At 46.9% G+C, this 17,486-nt stretch carries 19 protein-coding genes; 8 read left to right on the top strand and 11 right to left on the bottom strand.

The features are described from left to right. Positions 1-26 precede the first annotated feature (26 nt). The 6 genes from plsY (at position 27) to K6J72_RS03410 (ending at position 4,807) form a co-directional block, all read left to right on the top strand. On the top strand, positions 27-686 hold the full coding sequence (gene plsY, locus K6J72_RS03435) for a glycerol-3-phosphate 1-O-acyltransferase PlsY (protein WP_221280710.1): 660 nt from the start codon (positions 27-29) through the stop codon (positions 684-686). Next, on the top strand, positions 683-1,012 hold the full coding sequence (locus K6J72_RS03430) for a dihydroneopterin aldolase (RefSeq protein ID WP_221280709.1): 330 nt from the start codon (positions 683-685) through the stop codon (positions 1,010-1,012). Before plsY ends, K6J72_RS03430 begins: the two co-directional genes overlap by 4 nt. Positions 1,013-1,105: 93 nt before the next feature. Continuing rightward, on the top strand, positions 1,106-1,357 hold the full coding sequence (locus tag K6J72_RS03425; protein ID WP_221280708.1) for a YfhL family 4Fe-4S dicluster ferredoxin: 252 nt from the start codon (positions 1,106-1,108) through the stop codon (positions 1,355-1,357). A 6-nt stretch (positions 1,358-1,363) separates the two neighbouring features. Further along, the gene (locus K6J72_RS03420) at positions 1,364-2,827 is read left to right on the top strand and encodes a Ppx/GppA phosphatase family protein (protein WP_221280700.1); all 1,464 of its coding nucleotides are present in this window, start codon (positions 1,364-1,366) and stop codon (positions 2,825-2,827) included. Next, a complete protein-coding gene (waaC, locus tag K6J72_RS03415; protein ID WP_221280698.1) occupies positions 2,824-3,864 on the top strand; it encodes a lipopolysaccharide heptosyltransferase I in 1,041 nt (346 codons plus the stop codon). The genes K6J72_RS03420 and waaC overlap by 4 nt, the downstream gene beginning before the upstream one ends. Continuing rightward, positions 3,857-4,807: a lipid A biosynthesis lauroyl acyltransferase gene (locus K6J72_RS03410; protein ID WP_221280696.1), complete on the top strand. Its 951-nt coding sequence runs from the start codon at positions 3,857-3,859 to the stop codon at positions 4,805-4,807. The genes waaC and K6J72_RS03410 overlap by 8 nt, the downstream gene beginning before the upstream one ends. A 9-nt stretch (positions 4,808-4,816) precedes the next feature. Here the strand turns inward: K6J72_RS03410 and K6J72_RS03405 are convergent, their stop codons facing one another. The 9 genes from K6J72_RS03405 to K6J72_RS03375 all read right to left on the bottom strand — a co-directional run bounded on the left by K6J72_RS03405 (position 4,817) and on the right by K6J72_RS03375 (position 13,654). Continuing rightward, on the bottom strand, positions 4,817-5,977 hold the full coding sequence (locus K6J72_RS03405) for a DNA double-strand break repair nuclease NurA (protein ID WP_260320667.1): 1,161 nt from the start codon (positions 5,975-5,977) through the stop codon (positions 4,817-4,819). Positions 5,978-6,197: 220 nt separating this feature from the next. Next, entirely contained in the window at positions 6,198-6,392 is a 195-nt protein-coding gene (locus tag K6J72_RS08325) for a hypothetical protein (RefSeq protein ID WP_260320666.1), read from the bottom strand. 59 nt (positions 6,393-6,451) lie between these two features. Continuing rightward, positions 6,452-6,580, bottom strand: coding sequence for a hypothetical protein (locus tag K6J72_RS08320; protein WP_260320665.1), 129 nt, complete (start codon positions 6,578-6,580; stop codon positions 6,452-6,454). Between the two features lie 19 nt (positions 6,581-6,599). Then, on the bottom strand, positions 6,600-7,478 hold the full coding sequence (locus K6J72_RS08315) for an ATP-binding protein (protein WP_260320664.1): 879 nt from the start codon (positions 7,476-7,478) through the stop codon (positions 6,600-6,602). 412 nt (positions 7,479-7,890) lie between these two features. Then, the gene (lpxE, locus tag K6J72_RS03395; RefSeq protein ID WP_221280694.1) at positions 7,891-8,448 is read right to left on the bottom strand and encodes a lipid A 1-phosphatase LpxE; all 558 of its coding nucleotides are present in this window, start codon (positions 8,446-8,448) and stop codon (positions 7,891-7,893) included. Then, entirely contained in the window at positions 8,445-9,974 is a 1,530-nt protein-coding gene (locus K6J72_RS03390; protein ID WP_221280692.1) for a sulfatase-like hydrolase/transferase, read from the bottom strand. Before K6J72_RS03390 ends, lpxE begins: the two co-directional genes overlap by 4 nt. A gap of 6 nt (positions 9,975-9,980) precedes the next feature. Then, on the bottom strand, positions 9,981-11,261 hold the full coding sequence (locus K6J72_RS03385; RefSeq protein WP_221280690.1) for a citrate synthase: 1,281 nt from the start codon (positions 11,259-11,261) through the stop codon (positions 9,981-9,983). 117 nt (positions 11,262-11,378) lie between these two features. Next, complete coding sequence (locus K6J72_RS03380; RefSeq protein WP_221280686.1) at positions 11,379-12,389, bottom strand: glycosyltransferase family 9 protein; 1,011 nt, start codon at positions 12,387-12,389, stop codon at positions 11,379-11,381. Positions 12,390-12,514: 125 nt separating this feature from the next. Beyond that, entirely contained in the window at positions 12,515-13,654 is a 1,140-nt protein-coding gene (locus K6J72_RS03375) for a YcjF family protein (RefSeq protein ID WP_221280684.1), read from the bottom strand. Positions 13,655-13,751: 97 nt separating this feature from the next. Between K6J72_RS03375 and icd the strand changes: the two genes are divergently transcribed. Then, the gene (gene icd, locus K6J72_RS03370) at positions 13,752-15,029 is read left to right on the top strand and encodes an isocitrate dehydrogenase (NADP(+)) (protein WP_221280682.1); all 1,278 of its coding nucleotides are present in this window, start codon (positions 13,752-13,754) and stop codon (positions 15,027-15,029) included. Between the two features lies 1 nt (position 15,030). Further along, positions 15,031-15,846: a sulfite exporter TauE/SafE family protein gene (locus tag K6J72_RS03365; RefSeq protein WP_221280678.1), complete on the top strand. Its 816-nt coding sequence runs from the start codon at positions 15,031-15,033 to the stop codon at positions 15,844-15,846. On the opposite strand, the gene K6J72_RS03360 is transcribed toward K6J72_RS03365, so the two are convergent. Both K6J72_RS03360 and kdsB read right to left on the bottom strand, forming a co-directional pair. Beyond that, positions 15,841-16,767, bottom strand: a complete 927-nt coding sequence (locus K6J72_RS03360) for an ATPase, T2SS/T4P/T4SS family (RefSeq protein ID WP_221280677.1) — start codon at positions 16,765-16,767, stop codon at positions 15,841-15,843. The genes K6J72_RS03365 and K6J72_RS03360 overlap by 6 nt on opposite strands. Continuing rightward, positions 16,761-17,459, bottom strand: a complete 699-nt coding sequence (gene kdsB, locus K6J72_RS03355; protein ID WP_221280675.1) for a 3-deoxy-manno-octulosonate cytidylyltransferase — start codon at positions 17,457-17,459, stop codon at positions 16,761-16,763. Before kdsB ends, K6J72_RS03360 begins: the two co-directional genes overlap by 7 nt. Positions 17,460-17,486 lie beyond the last annotated feature (27 nt).

Raw genomic sequence — 17,486 nt, 5'->3', positions numbered from 1 at the left:
TGGGGGTTTAAATTTTAGGGGAGTTTATGGACAATCTCTTGAGCTTTTTGACAAACATCAATGTGGTTTTTTATATTTTGGGTTATGTTGTGGGGGGCATGCCCTTTGGGTACTGGCTGGTGAAGGTCATGTATAGGGTTGATGTTACAGCGCATGGCAGTGGGGGTATCGGGGCGACCAATGTTGTGCGGGTGCTTAAAAACATTGACCCCGATAAGGCAAAGAAAATCGGTACGCTTGTGCTTGTGCTGGACCTAGTGAAGGGGGTTGTTTGTGTTCTTTTGGCGAAATTAGCGGGGCTCACTTATGCAGCGCAGTGGATGGTCGCCATCGCCACGATTTTAGGGCATTGCTATTCACCATTTTTGAATTTTAAGGGCGGCAAGGGGGTCAGCACCACCATGGGGGCGGTGCTTTTACTCATCCCCGCAGAAAGTTTGATCGGGCTGGCTTTGTGGGCGGTGATCGGCAAGGGGCTTAAAATCTCATCTCTAGCCTCCATTGTAGGAGTCGGCACGGCGACTGTTCTCATCTTTTTCATGCCGAAATTCTTGCCCGCCCCCATCAATATCGTACATGAGGTCGGCACACAAACACCTATGGTGTTGATCTTTGTTTTCACGCTTTACAAGCATTGGTCTAATTTACTCAATCTCTTAAGCGGACAAGAGGGCAAGATTTTATGACCCTAAGCGTGCAAGATTACCAAATCGATGCCATCATCGGGGTGTTGGAGAGCGAACAAAAAACCCCACAACCCCTGATTGTGGATTTAAGCATTGAGTACAATTACACCCCCCAAGATTACCTAGACTACATGGATGTTTTAGAGGTGGTGCAGAACAAGTTAGCCACGACTCAATATGGACTTTTAGAGGAGGCTCTAAGCGAAATCACGGCGTGGCTTAAAACCTGTTTTCCTATCATCACGCAAATCACCATGGTGATCAAAAAACCCCAAGCCTGCCAAAAGGCGTTGGTGGGGGTGAGTTTGTGCGCCCATTTTTCATAAAAGTGCGGTGTTTAGGGGCTTTTTTGGGAGTTTTTAGAGAAAATTTAGCAAAACTCGTGTAAAAATAGCTAAAAATTCTACAAAAGGGGTTTCGTGTCTTTATTAGTCAGTCAGGAGTGTATTGCGTGCGATGCGTGCCGTGAGGAGTGCCCCACAGAAGCCATTGATGAAAGCGACCCGATTTATAACATCGATCCGGATCGGTGCACCGAGTGCGTGGGGTACAGCGATGAACCTAGCTGTGTGGGGGTTTGCCCCGTGGATGCGATTGTACCTGATCCTAACAATGCTGAAAGTCAAGAAGAATTACAATACAAATACGAAAGCTTGCAAGAAGAAATTTAAGTTTTTATGGCAAAAATCACCACAATCATTGACATTGGCTCTAACTCTGTGCGCATGGCGATCTTTAAAAAGACGAGTCAATTTGGGTTTTACTTGCTCTATGAGATCAAATCCAAAGTCCGCATTTCTCAAGGCACTTACGAACATAAAGGGGTCTTGCAAAAAGCCCCGCTAAAGCGGGCTTTGCGGGCACTTAGCGACTTTAAGGACATTGCCGAAAAATATAAAAGCCGTAAGATTTTATGCGTGGCGACTTCTGCCGTGCGCGATGCTCCTAACTCTAAAGAGTTTGTCGCCCTTGTTAAAGAACAATGTGGCTTGCAAGTGAAGGTCATTGATGGCAAGAAAGAGGCGTTTTATGGGGGTGTGGCTTGTGCGAATCTCTTACACCACAGAAATGGGATCACCATCGATATCGGTGGGGGGAGCACCGAGTGTGCGCTCATTGAAAACGGCAAAATCAAGGACTTGGTTTCGGTCAATCTAGGCACAATCCGACTCAAAGAACTCTTTTTTGATAAAAACCTAGATTTGAACTTGGCAAGGGAGTTTATCCAAAAAGAATTGACCAAACTGCCCCCCCACTTCAAAACGAGCTGTGTTTTTGGCGTGGGCGGGACGATCCGCTCCTTGGCCAAAGTGGGGATGTTTCAAAACAACTACCCCATTGATGTGATCCACGGCTATGAAATGGATGTCAAGAGCAATTGGCACTGGATGCAACAAATCATACGCAGCAGCGAGTCTCAACTTGCCGAGTTTGGCATTAGTGAGGATCGTAAGGACAGCATTAGAAGCGGGACATTGATTTTCACCATGTTTTTGGAGCATTTTAAGGCACACACGATTGTAGCGAGCGGGGTGGGGGTGAGAGAGGGCGTGTTTTTAAGCGACATGCTAAGAAGCCACAACCATAGCTTTCCTAAGGGCATCAACCCCTCCATTTTATCGCTCCTTGATCGCTTCTTGCCCCACTCCAAGCACAGCCAAGAGGTCAAAAAAGAATGCGCCAAACTCTTTGAAGCGCTGCAACCCCTGCATCGTATCCACGAAAAGTATCTCTACCATTTAAAAATCGCCGGGCAACTCTCTAGCATAGGCAAGGTGCTAAACTTCTACAATGCCCACAAGCACGGCGCGTATTTGAGTTTGCACTCCTTGAGCTATGGCTTTTCCCATCAAGATCGGGCGATCATTTGCCTCTTGGTGCAATTTAGCCACAAGAAGATCCCCAAAGACAGCAACATCGCCCACATCAGTGCCATCATGCCCCCCATTTTGACCTTGCAGTGGCTCAGTTTCATTTTGGGGCTGGCTGAAACCATGTGCCTAGCCCGCTTGCCTAAAGGCACGCATTACCACTTGAAGCACAAAACCCTGCAAATCCACAGCCCGAGCGACACCTATTTATGCCAAGAGATCACCGCCAAACTCAACAAACCTGCACCCTTTGAAATTGAGTTTGTATGAAAATCGCCATCATTAGGCTCTCAGCCCTAGGCGATGTCATTGTGAGTGCTGTGTTTTTGCCCTTTTTAAAGCAGCACTACAAGGGGGTGAAAATCCACTGGTTTGTGGACGAGAACTTTGCCCCGATTTTAAAAAATGCCCCCCACATTGATGTCTTGCACGCCCTGCCCTATAAAAAAACCCTACGCACCAAGAACCCCCTAAAGATTTGGCGTTTCTTTAGAGGCTTGCACTCGCTGGGAGTCTTTGATTTAATCATCGACATGCAAGGACTCGTGAAATCCGCTCTAATCGGTCTGTTTTTGGCTAAGAAAAGCCCCAAGCGCTTTGTGGGCTTTGACAAGAACTCCATCAGAGAAAAACTAGCGAGCCTATGCTACAGCCATAAGGTGGCGGTTCCCTACAGCGCGCACATTTTAGAGCGCAACGCTTGTGTGCTTAAAGGCGGCTTTGATTTGCTCTTTAGTCCACAAGAGTGGGCCGAGCCCTTGCAAGAGCGCAGTTTAGCGTTTTTTTGCCCCAAAAGCCCCAAATTAGAGCCCATCCTTAGCACCCCCACGCCCAAAGTCTTGTTCGTGCTAGAAACTTCTAGGGTGCATAAAACTTACCCTTTGGAGGGCTTTAAGCGAGTGGGGCTGGCTTTAAAAGATTGTGGCTTAGAAATTTTAATTTTAAGCCACGCCCATTTGGAACAAGCCAAAGAGCTTTACACCTGTTTAAGCCCCCAAGTGCAAGCGGTGCTGTTGCCCCCACTCACCCTAGAAGAGGTTAAAACCCTTGTGGCTGGGGTGGGTGTGGTGGTGGGGGGGGATACGGGCGTGGTGCATTTGGCATGGGCTTTAAAAACCCCCTCCGTTACTCTGTATGGCAACACACCCAAGGAGAGATTTGAGCTTAAAGGCGTAGGGCATGTTGCCTTAGTGGGTAACCCTAGAGCAGACTACGACAAAAACGATTATTCTATTAAAGACATACCGCCCCTTGCCATTAAAGAGGCGGTGTTAAAAGTGTTGGAAGGGACAAACAAATTTGAGTAAAGAAAACGGGATTAAAAGGGAGTGGGGGATTTTTTGGGGCAAGATTTTAGAGTGGGCTTTAGACATTTTGGGCTTTGTTTTGGCACGCATGCCCCATTCTTGGTTTGTGGGCTGTGTGCGGGCTTTGGGCTTTGTCTTTTACAAGCTAGACAAGCGGCGTTACTATGACGCTAAGGCGAATTTAGATTTTGTCTTCCCCGAAATGGATCACGCCCGTAAAGAGGCGATCATTAAAAGGGCTTACCAAAACTTCGCCTTCATTATCCTTGAGAGCGTTCGGGTGGAGTTCTTGCCCAAGGACATTTACGATGCCCGTTTCACACTCATAGACCAAGAAAATGTTTTAAAGTCCCTAGCCAAGAACGGGCAGGCAGTGGTGATGGGCATGCACTTTGGGTATTGGGAGGCGGTGGGGACTTCTTTGGCGCAACATTACGCCCAATACGATCGGGGCTCTTTGGGGCGTTTGACGAAATTTGAGAACATTAACCGCTTGATTGTCAAGCACAGAGAGGCTTTTGGGGTGCGTTTTATCAACAAAGTGGGGGCGTTTAAAGAACTCTTGAAAGTCTATAATGGGGGCAAGGGTTTGGTGGGGATTTTGGTCGATCAAAACATTTCTCCCAAAGAGGGGGTGGAGGTGGATTTTTTCGGGCATAAGGCGACCCACACGACCATAGGCTCTATTTTAGCCCGCCGTTACAACATAGACATTGTGGCGGTGATCATTGATTTTAACGAGGATTACAGCCACTACTTTGTAACTTACTACCCCCCGATACAAATCAACATCACGGACGACAGCCAGGCCGACATACAAGAAGCCACCCAAGCCCAAGCCAGCTTAAGCGAGCAAATCATTAGAGCCCACCCTGAGAGCTGGTTTTGGTTTCATCGGCGTTTCAAAACCACGCACCCGGAGATTTATAAGAGGGTCAAATAAGTCTAATCACTAATTGCTTGTGAGTTTATTTAAAACTTCTAATGCAAAACTTTTTAAAATCCTTTGGCCGGGGGCGTTTGAGATCGAAACAAGTTTATTGAGCATGACAATGGGGATAAAAGATTGTTGGTACAGATCGCATCTGAGGGATTTTAGAATTTCTAAAATGTTTTTGAGCGTTAAAAAGTCTTCAATATGGGGGTTTTCTAAATAGTTGGGGTATTGCTTGTGGAGGCCAAAAGGGATTGCCACATCCAGCACAAAAGCACGATCGGACTTGACAAACATTTTAAGACCAAAATAGGTGGTGTGCACGAAAGTGGAGTTTGTATCACCTGTGATATAGGTTTTGATGTATGTCGAATCGGGCAAAATGAGACTCTCTTCTGGTATTTGGTGCTCCAAGCTTTGTAAGTGCTCCACAAAAGCACCGCTTTTATCTAAGCCAATCCAGTTAGCATAACCCACACCATCTTTTAGTGATTTGTCATAAAGGAATTGTAAAAACACCCGCACCACTTTAAAGACAAAATCATCGAGTCGGCTAAAAAGTGCTAGGGGACCATCTTTCATAAAGAGAATTTTAGGCAACCACTCCCATTTGTCAGCTTCTATCAAAAACCTAAACATGGAGAGCATGAGCACCACCTCAAATGCACTCATTACGAAGGACTCGATGCCTCCAGCCCCTAAGATTTCATCGACCAAAGTATGTAATTCAAAACAATCTGTGATGTAGATTTTTGTGCCACACCCGCAGGTCAAAAAGTTGTTTTGTGGGTCTTTATGGTCTGTGGTCTGTCGCTTAAAGGTGTGCCTTGTGCCACAAGTGATGCACCCAATCTCTACACTTCCCCTTCCACCCAGATACTCTTGAAACACAAGCCATTTGAGGGTGTTTAATAAAGAATCGCCATCCTCATTTAGGCTATTCTCTTTAAAAATCTCATAAATCCTTTCTCGAGTGGTGGTAATAAAATCCTTGTGATCGTGGCAATAACCCTGAATAGACAAGACAAAAGAAAAGCGTTTAAAATCTTTTTCTAGCCGCCCTAAGACTTCGGGGTCAATGCTCTGTTGCCCCTCTAAAGCCTTTAAATCTTGAAGCGAAAAGGTCAAAATCCCCACATTGTAGAAACAAAGCCTCTTGGAGGGAAACTTGCTATCCATGCACACTTCTTCATACCCTCCATCGACCACAACAAGGCGTTCTATGTGAGAATCTACCTTGTTTTGGATTTAGGATAGTTTTGTGGCAATGCTTTTAAAATCTATGTCCAATGGTGTTTTGTCAGTTTCCCCACATCTTGCTAAATATGCCTTGACTTTTTCGTCCTCCACAATGTGTTGGTGGTTGATTTTTGATGCTCTTTCCCCACGATATCCCATGCTAATCCTTTTTGAATCGATCGATTTGCACGGGGATAATGAAATTATTAGAATAGGTTTTGACCTGTGCCAAACCCACATCGTTATTCCTCACAATGCTTTGGGAAAAGTCGCCAAAGTCGTAGTATTTTTCCAAAACTTTAAGTTCGTCCTTATTGTTTAGGTGTGAGATGAACCAATTTTGGGTGTTTTTCAAGATACTAGGAGCAATAGAGCTGACCTCTTGAGTGGAGTAGCTAATGCCTATGTTGAGCTTTACCCCCTCTTTAGCAAGGCGGTTATAAATGTTTTTAAATCCTTGTCATCTTTAGGGAAAATGTTGTGTGCCTCCTCAAAATACATTTGGATAAACTCAGGAGCTCGATCGTTGGTGAATTTTTTCATAGACTTAGCAAAAATATATTCACAAAGTCCTTTGATGTATTTTTCTTGCATTTGCGTGGAAGCAGTAGAGAGATCGATCAATATAACCTTTCCCACACGCAGTGCTTGATCGATGATTTTTTTTGTAATCATCGCCCCCTTGATGGGAGTGTAAATGGTTTAAACCCATCAAAGCCTCGTACCCACTCACATGCGTGGCTTTTAAAACTGTTAGTAAGGCTTGGTAGTCCTTATCTTGTTTGTATTTATCGTGTAAATTGTTAAAGTCTAAGTTCTCAAAATACAAGCATGCCTGTTCAGGAGGGATTCCTTCATGTGGCTTATAGCGTGCTTTGTCTTGTTTGTCTTGCTCTCCATCGGTAAGCTCAAAACGATGGAAATACACCTTATAATAGCCTGCAGACCCAAATTTAGCCCGGTGTAAAATACATTTGTAAATGGCTCGTTTTCTTTGATTGGTGCGTTTTTTGCGATTATATTCCTCTTGATCTTCTCTCTCTCGATATTCCTCACGATCAAACATACTCACCCCCATAAAAGCCTTAAAATAATCCGCCTGCTTTAACAGCGCAATTTCATCGCACAGCAACCCAAAAGACTCTTCTAAAGTTGCATTGTTATAAAAGTCGTATTGGATAACCAAGACATCTTCATGCTCTTCTACTTTGCGTGCCGATGCACTAAAGCGTAAGGCCTTATCTTGGAGTTTGTCGTAAATACAGGTTTGGTCTTGTTGGTTGGCAAAGGTGTATTCTCCATTGACATCAAAGATAATCTGCCCGATTTGTTGATCTTGGGTGCGCTGTTCATTGAGTTTTTCAATCGCCATGATCACAATTTTAATGGTGTTGGATTTGCCCGTGCGTGTCATCCCAAAAAAGGCACTCCTGCGTGCCACCACATCCTCTACACGCAAATAGACATCGGGGGGGCATAATCCCCCTCTTGGTCGTAAGACTGGCTTGAGGCGTATCTTAGTTTGCCTATTTTCTGGTGCAAGCAATCGCTATCTTTTGTGTTCTCATTAACAATCACGCTAAGTGCAGCTTTTGGGGCTTATACACTCTGTAATGGTGTGCTCCTAGAAAGTTTTCTATATCAGTTCCGAAGATTAATTTGTCTTGCTCTAGATAAAAAGTCCCCAAAGCTCGGCACAGCAAACCTGAAAATTCGTAAAATATAGTGTTGTTTGCAACTCGCATAAGGATCGACGCAAAAAGCTCCCATAAACCACACTTTCTAAATAAAATAAGTGGTCATTCTATCAAAGTTAGATAAACTTTTGCATGTCTAAAGCCATAAATCACCATCTACTTAAATCGGCTCGTTAAAAACAGCACGCATAAAATGCCGACACTAAAGCCGGCGATGAGTGCGCCGATGGTGTGGGCGTTTAAGTAAATGCGTGCACCCATCGTTAAGAGGGCTAAGGGCAAGAACCACAGCCACACCCACCCATAACGGCGCACTAAGAAGCCCAAAGCGCAAGCAACCATCGAAGAGTGCCCGCTGGGCATGTTTTTAGAGCTTCCATTAGGCCGCTCGCCTAAACGCCTCCCAAAGACCACAACATCGTTAAGCCCCCACTTAAGCGCATGCGTGGCGATGGTGGTGGCGATGCTGACATTAATGATTTGAATAAGCCCAATAGGATCGCGCTGGAGCAAGGGCAAAGCAAAAGAGGCGATGGTGGGGATGAAGCGGGCGTAATGCTCGGTTACGCTAAAAGCAGCGGGGACTTGGGGTTGTTTGGCAATCTTTGGAAGGGGTATAATCACCCCCACTAAAAAGAGCAGAAAAAACAGCACAATGCTTTTGATCGGCAAACTCTTAGGCAGGCTGCTTAGATAAAGGACTTTAAACTTCATTGGAAAATATCCAAGCTAGGGTTATAGGCGGGGCTTTTTTGTAGCCCAAAGGCGTGCAAGACGCTAGAAAAAATCACATCTTGATGGTAGTTGGGTTTTATAGGTTTGGCTTGCAAACTCGTTTTAATGGCTGGGTTTAAATAGACAATGAAGGGGACTTGTTTTTGGAAATCGGGGGCGATCAAGTAGGGCGTGCCGTGCAAATACAGCCCGTGTTCACCCAAACTCTCGCCGTGATCGCTCATGTAGAGCAACACCGCTTGGCGGGGCGTGTGGTGCAGAGCGTGGATGGCTAAATCCAAGACCCGATCGTTGTAGGCGATGGTGTTGTCGTAGGCATTGATGAGAGCGGCACTTTGGCACGCGTCTAATTCGTTGTGGGTGCAAATGGGTTTAAAGGGGGCGAAGTCTTTGGGGATTTTGTCTACATACAACGGGCCGTGCGAGCCTTTGAGGTGCAAGATGACTAATAAATTGTCTTTAGGGTAGCGTGCCAGCAAATGGGGCAAAGCTAGGGCTAGGGCTTCATCGTAGTCTATGATTTTGGGGTCTAAGCCCACTTGTCTAAACCACCGGTGCAACTCTAGCAGAGGGGGCGACCAGTCCACATCCATAGGTGGTGGCCCATCATTAAGACTCAGCCATACCACCTTGACCCCCTGTCTGTGTAAGAACAAGGGCAAGTTCTCATACCCTCTCTTGGCGTTTAAAATGCAAGAGAGCGCGGCGGTGGTGTAGGTGGCGCAGGAAGTCGCTTTGAGGGCTAGGATTTCGTGATGGTTTAAAAGCTCTTGGAGTTTGGGTGTGGTGGGCTTGTTGTAGCCATAAATGCCATAGTTGGCGCGCCTTGCACTCTCGCCGATGGCCAGCACCACCACCCGCCCTTGCGCTTGCAGGGGCACTAGAGCAAAGCGTTTTAATGGGGTTTTTTTTAAAGAGAGCAGGGCAGCGCGCGCGGTGTTAATGCTGTAGTTGTAGGGCGCGACCAGCCCGCCGATGGTCTTTGCGTGGCGGTCAAAAAAGAGCCATTGTTTTGTGTGGATCGCCCCCCACAGCGCAAAGACAAGCCCAGAGCCCAAGAAAAAATAGGCTTTGTTTCTCAAAGGAGCTGTTTTTAAGGGCAAGACCCAAAAGACAGCCCCCACAACAAGCCCTAGCAAAACATAAGCCCATAAATGCCCGCCTAAAAAGGCGCTCGCTTCATTGAAGTTGGTACGCAAGACATTGCCCATCATCTCTCTTGTCAACAGAGCGTGGTAAGTGCCGACAAAGTAAAGGGCTAGGGCATTGAGCAGGCTAAAGAGAGCAAGCAAAAAACGCAGCACGACCAAGCCCAGCACCGACAGTGCCACGAAGACCATGTTTGTTGCGCAAATGTAGGCGACACACACGCTAAAAGCCATGCCAAAGCCCCCATTTTCTTTGAGTACAAAGCTAAGTAAGGGCAAGTTAAAGAAAACTAAAGAAACAACGCTGTAGAGCAACAAGCCCCAGCTAAGGGGCAGGGGCGCGATACGAGGGGACATTAAAACCTATTTGCCGATGTAAACCTGTCTAGGGCGGGCGATTCTGACTTGGGCGTTTTTAACATGCTCTAAAAGCTGGGCGCACCAGCCCACCGTGCGGCCGATCACAAACACGGGGGTGAAAAAGCGCACGGGGATTTGCAGTGCCCGTAAAATCGTGCCCGAGTAAAAGTCTACATTGGGATAAAGGTTGCGCTCAATGAAGTAGTCGTCTTTGAGGGCGACCTCTTCCACTTTGGCGGCGATCTCATCGAGTTTTGGATTCATTTTAATTCCTTTAGCTTGCAAATCGTCCTTAAGTCGCTTTAGGATTTTTGCCCGTGGGTCGTAGCTCTTATACACCCGATGTCCAAAGCCCATGAGTTTAAACGAATCGTTCTTATCTTTCACCCGCGCGATGTATTGATCTACATTTTTCACATCGCCGATCTCTTCAAGTTGGTTTAAGACTTTTTCATTTGCCCCGCCGTGCAAATGCCCCCAAAGCGCGCTGATGCCCGCACTGATGGCGGCATAGGGGTGCACGCCCGTAGAGGCGACATTGCGCACGGTGGTGGTGGAGGCGTTCTGCCCATGATCGGCGTGTAAAGTGAGGATTTTATCTAAAGCCTCCACCTCTAAGGGGGTGATCTCCACTTCGCCATGCAAACCATGTTTGAGTCGTTCGTGCGGGTAGGCTCTTAGCATGAACAAGATGTTTTCAATGTAGCTGCGGCTGATGTCGGGGTGGATGATGGGCGCGCCGATCTCGTTGCGGTAACAAATGGTTGCTAGGGTCGGTATTTTTGCCACAATGCGTCTTGCCATTGTTTGGCGGTCTTCTTCGCTATCCATTTTGGCATGATCGAAGTAAAAAGTGGAGAGGATAGACACCCCACTGCTGAGTTTTGCCATCGGGTGGGCGTTTGTGGGGAAGGCAGAGAACATGTTCATCAAAGTTCTATGGATAAAGCTGCGGTGGCGCAGTTCCAGCTCAAACTCCAGCGACTCGGTGTCGTTTTGGGGGAGTTGATCGGTGAGTAAAAGCTTACACACATCTACATACTTGTATTTGGCAACCAGCTCTTCAATGGGGTACCCCTTGTAGTAGAGCTCACCCTTTTTGCCATCAATATAGCTAATGGTGGATTTGCATCCAGCCGTAGAAGCATATCCCGGATCGTAAGAGAAAATCCCGGAAGTTTCAAAAAGCTTAGAAAAATCAATTGCATTTGGACCACGCGTACAATTGATGGTTTCAAACTCAAACTTCTCATTCGTTTCATTGTTGATTAGTGTAATAGACATGGGCTTCCTTTCTAAAATACCCTAATTATACACACAAAATGTAAAAGAAACTCCATTTGGGGGCTTTGTAGACTCAAGGGGTGCAATCTACACATAAAAGAGGCAAAACCATCTTGGTCATTCAACATTTGGCTTTTGCAAAAGTGTTTGAAAAGTATCCACCACTTGGGCGATTGCCCCCTCTTCTTGCTCTTTACTCATTTTGACTTGGGGTTCTTTCAAGGTGATGAGTTTGTCTAGCTCCATGTTCTCTCCACGCCAAAGCACCCGATCTCTCTTGCTAAAGAGGCCAAGTAGGGGGATTTTAAGGTTGTTAGCGATGTGGGCGTTGCCCGTGCTCGGCGAGATGAGAAGCCAAAGGCGGGAGATGAGCTCAACCATGTTGAATAAATCGCAATCATTTTTAAAAACCACAATGTTAGGCAGTGTGGGTGTGAAATCAAGAGCGATGGGATTGCCCTGATAAGTGGGCAGAATGAACAGAATGTGTGGGTAGAGGCTAGCAAGTTTTTGTGTGAGCTTTAGCCAGCCCTGAAGACTGAGGTTATACACGCATGTGCGTGAAAAGGGATTTAAGCAGACTAGTTTAGAAAACGCACCATAGGGGGCAAGGAACGAATCGATTCTCTCTTTGTGCTTGGGGAGGGTTTTTAGGCGCGTAGTTGTAAAGTCAATGCTCTTAAAATAGGAGTCAAAATGCTTGGGGTTGATCTCTCTTACTAATCTCAACATCCTTGCATATTGCGCCGTTGGACTGAAATTTCTTGAGATAAAAAGCGTGCGGAATTTGGACTTAAAAATGCTGCCCAAGCTAAGCAACGACAGGACAACTTTGGCATTGGTGGCGTTGATGAGCTTACAACGCCAGCGGTTGGCTTGGGTGAGGATGAAATAATCAAAGTGCCAAGAATTGATGTCCTGTTGGATCGCCTCATTAGAGAGGGTGTCCATGTCCACGAGCGTGTCTATGAAGTCATAGCCGGCGTAAAGCTCTTTGCCAATGGTGTTTGTATAAACCACAAGCTTACAAGAGGGATAAAGGGCCTTAATGGCAGCCATTGCAGGGATACAGACCAGGTTATCACCGATGAGCATACCACGATAAAAACCGATAGATAGATTCGACATTACCCGGGGATTGTGCCACACACCCCCTTAAAAAATCTCATGAAATGTGAAACACCTCCACAACATTAAAAAAGGACAAATTGTACCAACCCTCTCCAAAATTGCGCCAAGCTCTCTAAACCGCCTCAAGACAAGGACTTCACCATGTTAAGGTATTTTTGAAACACCTTAGCGTTAAAGCTCTGGATTGCCCCCTCTGGGTCTTTAATATTGGCATCTAAATACGCTGCATACGCCTTGCCGATCAAAGCCGTTGTACCCCCTGCTGCTGTGGCGTTGATCGCCCCCCCGATCACACTACCCGCCATGGGGACAAACTTTAAGACCCCTCCCACAGCCGCCCGCACCACATAACCCACACCAAGCACGCCCACAAAAACCCCCAAGAGTTTTTCCGCGCTCTCTGTAGAAATCTTTAGCCCGTAAATCTTGCTGATGTGCATGATCATAGCAATTTGTGTGGGGGCAAGCAGGGCAAAATCCGAGAAGGGGATAGGGGTTGCGCCGATGGTGGCCGCCCCTGTTGTGTAGCCCGTGATTGCTTTATGCGCATCCTCTTTACATTGTTTGCGGCGCAATTTGAGGTCGTATTTTTGTTTGCGGTTAAACGCCGCTTTTAACCCTTCGGGTAAAAGGGCTTTGCTTTTCTCCATGAGCTGACCAATCCCCATAATGGGCTTAACCTCCCCCTCATCGTCCTCCACTTCCAAAGCCCGCACCCTTTGTAAATGCGCCTCGTCAAGTTGGAAGCACTCTTGTACCACGCTAGAAAACTTCTCCCCCTTATCGTCCTTGTCTTGCTGGGCCTTGCTGATTGTTACAATCGTGGGTACTTTATGCTCTTTGAGTAAATGGTAAAGCTCCACCTCCCCCTCTTGAATACGCCTTGCGGGCTCTTGGATACACAGCCATGCAATGTGGATTTGTTCTTGGGCTTCTTTGCGGTGCATGTTTTCTAAAAAGTTTGTGATCTCTTGCTTTGTGGCGCTAAAATCTTTCATTTCAAGCCCCTTGGTGTCGTAAATCGTTAGCCCCTCTTGGCTGTAACTTTTAATCTGCTGTGTGATGGGCGCGCCCTGCCCTGTGCGGGCGACTTCTGTGCCAAAAACAACATTGATGAGTGTGCTTTTGCCCGTGCCCGTGCCCCCAGCCACTAAAATATTGAGATTTTCACTACACAATGGATCATTATCCATGTGCTCTCGCATCAGCCCCAAAGCCTTAGACATTAAATCCGATAAATTCAGATTCACTTCGCCAGCCATGACACACTCCCTTACATCAAGATGGCCTCATTCTAGCCAAAGACTTTAAATCCGCTTTATGCTACAATGCCACGCATATTATTTTCAAGGAGTTTTGATGTCGTACAACCCTAAGTATTTGTCAGCACCCACTCAAGGGACAGCAATCACCTATAAAGAGGGCAAATTGCATGTGCCCGACCACCCCATCATCCCCTTCATTGAGGGCGATGGGATCGGCGTGGACATTACCCCCGTGATGCGTAAGGTTGTGGATGCCGCCGTGCATAAGGCCTATAAGGGCGCAAAAAAGATCGCTTGGTATGAGGTCTTTGTGGGCGAAAAATGCTTTAATAAGTTCAAGGATCACCCCGAACTGAGCCTTGAAGAGCAGTGGCTGCTCCCCGACACCATTGAGGCGATCAACCATTTTAAGGTTTCTATCAAAGGCCCTTTAACCACCCCCGTGGGCGAGGGTTTTAGGTCTTTGAATGTCGCCCTGCGCCAAAAAATGGATTTGTATGTGTGCTTGCGCCCCGTGCGCTGGTATGGCAGCCCAAGCCCGGTTAAAGATCCCGCTAAGGTGGATATGGTGATTTTTAGAGAAAACAGCGAGGACATTTACGCCGGCATTGAGTTTAACCAAGACACACCCGAAGCCAAAAAGCTCATTAAGTTTTTGCAAGAGGAATTAAAAGTTACTAAAATCCGCTTCCCCCAAACAAGCAGCGTAGGCATCAAGCCCATCAGTTTAGAGGGGACAGAAAGGCTTGTGCGTAAAGCAATCGAATACACCATCGACAACGATCGCAACAGCCTCACTTTTGTGCATAAGGGCAACATCATGAAATACACTGAGGGGGCTTTTATGAAATGGGGTTACGCTTTGGCGCAAAAAGAGTTTGGCGCAAAAGTGCTCGATAAAGGGCCTTGGTGTGTGCTGAAAAACCCTAAAACGGGCAAGGAGATTGTCATTAAGGACATGATCGCCGATGCCTTTTTGCAACAAATTTTACTCCGCCCTGCTGAATATGATGTGATCGCCACCATGAATTTAAATGGGGATTATATCTCAGACGCTTTGGCGGCGATGGTGGGCGGGATTGGCATCGCCCCTGGGGCAAACATGAACGATAGTGTCGCTATGTTTGAGGCGACACACGGCACCGCCCCCAAATACGCCGGACAAAATAAAGTTAATCCCGGCTCCATCATCTTAAGCGCGGAAATGATGTTGCGCCATATGGGCTGGATTGAAGCGGCGGATTTAATCGTGGTGGGCATGCAAAAGGCGATTGAAAGCAAAAAAGTTACCTACGACTTTGCGCGCTTGATGGAGGGTGCAACCGAAGTGTCCAGCTCAGAGTTTGGAGAGGTGATCATCTCGCATTTATAATATGGGACTTGATTTTGTTTTAGCCCTAGTGGGCTTTGTAACGGGCGTTACGGCGGGTTTTTTTGGCATCGGTGGGGGGGAGATTGTTGTGCCCGCCGCCGTGTTCGCTGGCTTTAGTTACAGCCACGCGGTGGGCATCTCCCTTTTTCAGATGCTCTTTTCTTCGCTGGCAGGCTCGCTCATCAACTATAAAAAAGGCTTGTTGGATGTTAAAGAGGGGCTAGCGGTTGCACTAGGCGGGTTGTTTGGGGCGATTCTGGGCAGCTTTTTACTCAAGCACATTGACGATCGCCTGTTAATGGGGTTATTTGTGGCGGTGGTGTGCTACACTTGCTTGAAATACGCCTTTGAGCGCAATGGCAACTACCAAAGCGCCCACTTCCAAATGCACTCCAAACGCACCCGCTTTAAAATCCCCCTAACCCATTGGCACTTGAGCCAAAAACATGCCATTTTAGTCTTAGCTGGCTTGCTCACGGGTGTTTTCTCGATCCCGCTTGGCATGGGTGGGGGGATTTTGATTGTCCCCTTTTTGGGCTACTTCTTAAAATACGACACGCAAAAAATCGTGCCCTTAGGGCTGTTCTTTGTCATCTTTTCTTCGCTTTCAGGGGTGGTTGCTCTTACCCACACGGGCGTTTTAACCCCCCATGTTTTGTGGATCGGTTTTTTGACGGGCATGGGTGCTTTGGCTGGAGTCGGGCTTGGCATTAAATTAATCATGGTGGCAAATGAGGAAATCCATCGGGTTTTGCTCTTGAGCATTTATACCCTGAGTATTTTAACCACCACTTATAAGCTCGTTACAGAATTATAAATCCTTGCTGAAAAGGACTTGTGTGATGTGCCTTTGCTCTTGGATTTTACACACTTGGATCACAACATCAACCGCGCTTTTGAAGTAGCGTTTGACAATGTTTAAATCAAACTTGGCCTTGTGCCCCATTTCAATGTTTAGGGCGATGGCTTCTAGAACCTGCTCCACGCTATTGGCGTGCAGGGTTGACATCATCCCCTTATGTCCCGTGTTGCCAAAGCGCAAAAACAAAAGCGCGTTTCTCGTGTCTATCTCGCCGACCATGAGTCGATCGGGGCGCATGCGCATCGCCATGTTGAGGGCGTTTTCGTAGGTGAAGGGGGTTTGCTCGATTTTGCCCACCAACAGTCCCACGCTGTTTTCAAATCCGCTCAAATCTAGCTCTTGACTGTCCTCCACGCTCACGACTCGCTCCTCTTTGGGGATAAACTCGAGCAGGGCGTTCAATAGGCTTGTTTTCCCGCTAGCAGTCGCTCCGCTGATCAAAATATTATGCTTCTCTTGTGCCATGCTTTTTAAGTCGGTGTGGCTAAAAGGGCAAGTGGAGGCCAAAGAGAAAGCCTCAAGGGGGAATTTTTGCAAACTAGGTACGCGGATATTCAGGCTGATTTGGTTATTCGTGGTGATGCTGAAGTGGTTTGCACTCACCCGATAACGGGTGAAGGGAATGGAGCAGTTTAAAGTGGGGGCTTGCTCGCTAAAGGGTAAATCTCTGTAATTGGCTAATTGCTCACAAAAGCGTAGCAAAAACTCTTTGCTAAAGGTCGGGTCGTGGACTTTTTGGCGTGTACCATTGAGTTGATACAACCACAGCTCGTTTTCAGTGTTGCTGAGAAGCTCACTCACCCCACTTTGCAAATAGGGGGCAAAAAGGGCGATTTGCGCCTTTAAAACTTTGTGGGTTTTAAGGTTTTCTAGCACCTTTTTAAGGCTTCTTGCAAGTCTTGCAGAGTGTCTATGCCGACACTTTGGGTTTTAACAAGGCTTGTGGTGATCGCCTTGTGGTGGTAGAGCGCGCGCAGTTGCTCGAGTTTTTCGATGTCCTCTAGGGGGCTTTTTTCAAGGGCGCAAAACTCTAAAAGTGTGCCGACTCTAAAGCCATAGATGCCGATATGCCCCAAAAAGGCGCGGTGTTGCTCATCTCTGCCATAGGGGATGGGGGCGCGTGAAAAATAAAGGGCGCGATTGCCTGTGCCGCACACGACTTTAACGACATTGGGGTCTTGGGCTTCTTTGGGGCTGATTTCTTTAATGCAAGTGTGCATAAAAGGCGTTTTTTGGGATTCTTTTAAAAGTGTGGCGATGATTTCGGGTTCTAAAAAGGGTTCATCACCCTGCAAATTCAAAACGGGGGTTTGCTCGGGGAGGTTTAAAAGGGTACAAGCCTGGGCGCATCTGTCAGTTCCGCTTGTGTGCGCTTTGTTGGTCAAAATAGCTTTAATGTTAAAATCCTCACAGGCCCTTAAAAGTAAGGCATCATCGCATGCAACAATGACTTCATCAACCTTTTGGGCGTTGCGGGCAGTGGCGACCACCATAGGTACGCCTTGAATCGGCACCAAAAGCTTACGGGGGAAACGGGTGGATTCTAACCTTGCAGGGATCACTATCATGGGCATCCTTAGACAAAAAATGCCTTA

This window comes from Helicobacter sp. NHP19-003 (genome assembly GCF_019703305.1).
In the GTDB taxonomy this organism is placed as follows: Bacteria; Campylobacterota; Campylobacteria; order Campylobacterales; family Helicobacteraceae; genus Helicobacter; species Helicobacter gastrocanis.
Note: the sequence above shows the minus strand (reverse complement) of the source record. Positions and strands in the feature narration are given on the sequence as shown.